The 2,478-nt window shown below is 65.4% G+C and carries 6 protein-coding genes; all 6 read right to left on the reverse strand.

Annotation, left to right across the window (positions count from 1 at the left end):
- Positions 1–318 (reverse strand): glycoside hydrolase family protein (locus tag A6723_RS30745; RefSeq protein ID WP_064979912.1); only part of this gene is annotated, 318 nt, incomplete at its 3' end.
- Positions 308–652 carry a hypothetical protein gene (locus tag A6723_RS30750; RefSeq protein WP_054906982.1) on the reverse strand — a complete coding sequence of 115 codons (345 nt, stop codon included), beginning with the start codon at positions 650–652 and terminating at the stop codon, positions 308–310. The genes A6723_RS30750 and A6723_RS30745, both read right to left, overlap by 11 nt.
- An 80-nt stretch (positions 653–732) precedes the next feature.
- Entirely contained in the window at positions 733–1,170 is a 438-nt protein-coding gene (locus A6723_RS30755; protein WP_054906983.1) for a Mor transcription activator family protein, read from the reverse strand.
- Entirely contained in the window at positions 1,167–1,571 is a 405-nt protein-coding gene (locus A6723_RS30760) for a gp16 family protein (protein WP_024767763.1), read from the reverse strand. The genes A6723_RS30755 and A6723_RS30760 overlap by 4 nt, the downstream gene beginning before the upstream one ends.
- On the reverse strand, positions 1,568–1,846 hold the full coding sequence (locus tag A6723_RS30765; protein ID WP_054906984.1) for a hypothetical protein: 279 nt from the start codon (positions 1,844–1,846) through the stop codon (positions 1,568–1,570). The genes A6723_RS30760 and A6723_RS30765 overlap by 4 nt, the downstream gene beginning before the upstream one ends.
- A 7-nt stretch (positions 1,847–1,853) precedes the next feature.
- Positions 1,854–2,478 (reverse strand): DUF2786 domain-containing protein (locus tag A6723_RS30770; protein WP_064979913.1); only part of this gene is annotated, 625 nt, incomplete at its 5' end.

The raw sequence follows: 2,478 nt of genomic DNA on the forward strand, positions 1-2,478 counted from the left end.
GCCCGGCCCACCGGGGCCGACGTTGTAGATGAAGGACAGGAAGGCGGCGATGGTCTTGGCTGGCAATCGGTCGATGACGTCCTGGGGCACCCACGCTCCGAACACCTTGGCGGCTTCCTCCAGGCCCTTGCGGGTCAAGGCATCGCACTCTTCCGGCGTGGCTTGGTCGCCCAGCTTTACGCCTCGGGTCCAGCCGTCGCAGATGGTCGGGATGCCCACCGGATCGATGTAGGCGAGCAGGTTGCGTCCTTCGAAGTAGCCCACCAGGGGCGTGGCAACGCTCAGCGCTACTGCCAGCACGCGAGTCTTAATCCCCATTGCCACCTCCCACCAGGGCCTTGAGCTTGGCCAGCTCGCGGTTGCCCACCTCGGGCGCCGACTTCTTGAAGTCACTGATGCGGTAGCTGGTGTCATCCCGGCGCGGTGCAGGCTGCGGACCTTCGGTCATCGAGCGGCGGCGGCCGCTGATGAATTGGCGGTAGGCCTGGATATGCGCCCAGCCGGTTCGAACGTGCTCTTCCACCAGGTCGCGCCAGTGGGATGGGCAGCGCTCCATCAGAAGGCGGCGGCGCTCCAGGCTCGATTCGGCCAAGACCTGCGCGGCGTACTCGCGCGGGCTGCAGGGGGCGTGATGTTTCGGGAGAGTGTCCATGCCGCCATGGTGCTGACTTGGCGACGCCGGATTTAGAGGAAGGGGTTCAGCAGAAAGACAAAGCCCCGCGAGTGCGGGGCTTAGTCGAAGAGGTCAGGCGTGCTGTCGAGCGCTGGCGGCAGCACCTGGTCAAGGATGATCCAGATACGACGGTCGCTGAGCTGATAAGTTCGCGCCAGTTCTGCAACGACTACCCGAGCGCCTACGCCTTCCCGGACTGCCTGCTCAAACTGGCGGTGAATCTCCAAGTCGCGGAGCCGGCGCAGGGCCGCGTCACAGCGAGGGATGTAGATGGTTTCGCCGCCAAGGCGGGCGGTGAGACGCTGGGCCGCCTCGTCGCCGATGATGTCCACCAGGGCGGCGACCTTGATCTGGCCGTTCCGCCCCTTACCGCGTGAAAACTCCCAGGTCGTACCGCCCAGCTCACTCACCAGACGCAGGGCCGCATTCATCCCGACGACCTGGGCAATCTCCAGGACCTGCCCAGGAAGCTGGTCGCGTACCTGCTCCAGGTTCATACCGGCCGCCCGTTGCGCTTGGCGTCATAGGCCAGGGCCGCGACCAGCTTGCCCAGCTGTTTGCAGTCCATCCACTCGATCTGGTCGACCTTGCAGATGCGCTTGCCCATCGCCTCGGCATAGCTCCAGGGGCGATTGGCCTCGGCGAGGAACGCCTCGATCTTGTTGACTAGGCGCTGACGATCATCAGCTACCTGCGGGGCCGGGCGGTCTGCCGGCTTGCCGGTGGACTGCCAGCCCAGGCGCTCCAGCTCGGCCAGCACACGGCCGATCTGGCGGGGGGTCAGCTTGGTGGACGACGACACACCGGCCACGCGCTCCAGGAGCGCGCGGTAGGTATCGTCTTCCATGCCCAGCTGGCGGCGGGCGATCTGGATCAGTTGGCGGCCTTTGCTGCTCATACCAGGTTCCTCGGGTTGAGGGCGCGGCGATATTGCTCGGGCTCATTCCGCGCCATGTTGCCCAGGTATCGGAGGCCGAGAGTGATGGCCTCGGCTTCTTCTTCGAAGCCGCCGACCTGGCACATGTCGTCTATGTCGGTGCGAGTGCCGGCGTAGATTTCAAGCTTGATCTTCTCCGACCCTACCGCTTGCTTGTGTGCGGCCTCGCGGTCGCGTAGGCGCTGCTGGCGGTTGGCGTCCTGCCGGCGAACCTTGTCAGTGCGTGGCTTGGCCATGTTCACCTCAAGTCAGGGCCAGCGGTGCGGAGCCGCCGACACCGTGGTTGAGCTGCACGTCGTCGGCTGCGTCGATGCCTCTGCCCGCATCGCGCATGTCGCGCTGACTCAAGTTGCCGCTCTTGCTGTTCCGGTCGATGGGCTGGCTCTCCACCGTTCTCGGGTAGTGCTTGAGCATGTAGGCCCCGGTTGCTTCGGACGGCTTGGCATTCCCGGCGAACTGGTTGACCTGTTTGCGGACGGCCCACACCCAGCCTTCGCAGAACATGTCGGCGCGCTTGGTCTTGTTGGCCGGCTTGCAGCGCTTCAGCTCGCTGGCAATGTAGTCGCGACGGGCTTTGCGCACTTGGCGCAGGAGGATGGTCATCGTGTACCCAGCGACCTCGGCCATCTCGCCGATGAACCGCCACTGGCCTGCAAACGAGATGAACAGCATCTGGCAGGAGTAAGCCTGCGCCACCGTGTGAGCTAGCGATGCCTCCCACTGCGCCGGGGTCATTTTGGAGCCGCTGGCCGCGCTGTGCTCGCAGACCTCAGAGAGCGCGACATCAGCCTCTCCGAGGCCGAACTTCTCCATCATCGCCCGAGCCTGGCGCATCGCGGCGGCCGCTTCGTGCGGGTTGCTGCTCCCG

The sequence above is a fragment of the Pseudomonas sp. AU11447 genome (assembly GCF_001672555.2).
GTDB classification, from domain to species: Bacteria; Pseudomonadota; Gammaproteobacteria; order Pseudomonadales; family Pseudomonadaceae; genus Pseudomonas; species Pseudomonas nitroreducens.

Excerpts from the sequence above, each read along its gene's own strand:
- A6723_RS30750 (WP_054906982.1), bottom strand. The coding sequence starts at position 652 with ATGGACACTCTCCCGAAACATCACGCCCCCTGCAGCCCGCGCGAGTAC.
- A6723_RS30755 (WP_054906983.1), bottom strand. The coding sequence starts at position 1,170 with ATGAACCTGGAGCAGGTACGCGACCAGCTTCCTGGGCAGGTCCTGGAG.
- A6723_RS30760 (WP_024767763.1), bottom strand. The coding sequence starts at position 1,571 with ATGAGCAGCAAAGGCCGCCAACTGATCCAGATCGCCCGCCGCCAGCTG.
- A6723_RS30765 (WP_054906984.1), bottom strand. The coding sequence starts at position 1,846 with ATGGCCAAGCCACGCACTGACAAGGTTCGCCGGCAGGACGCCAACCGC.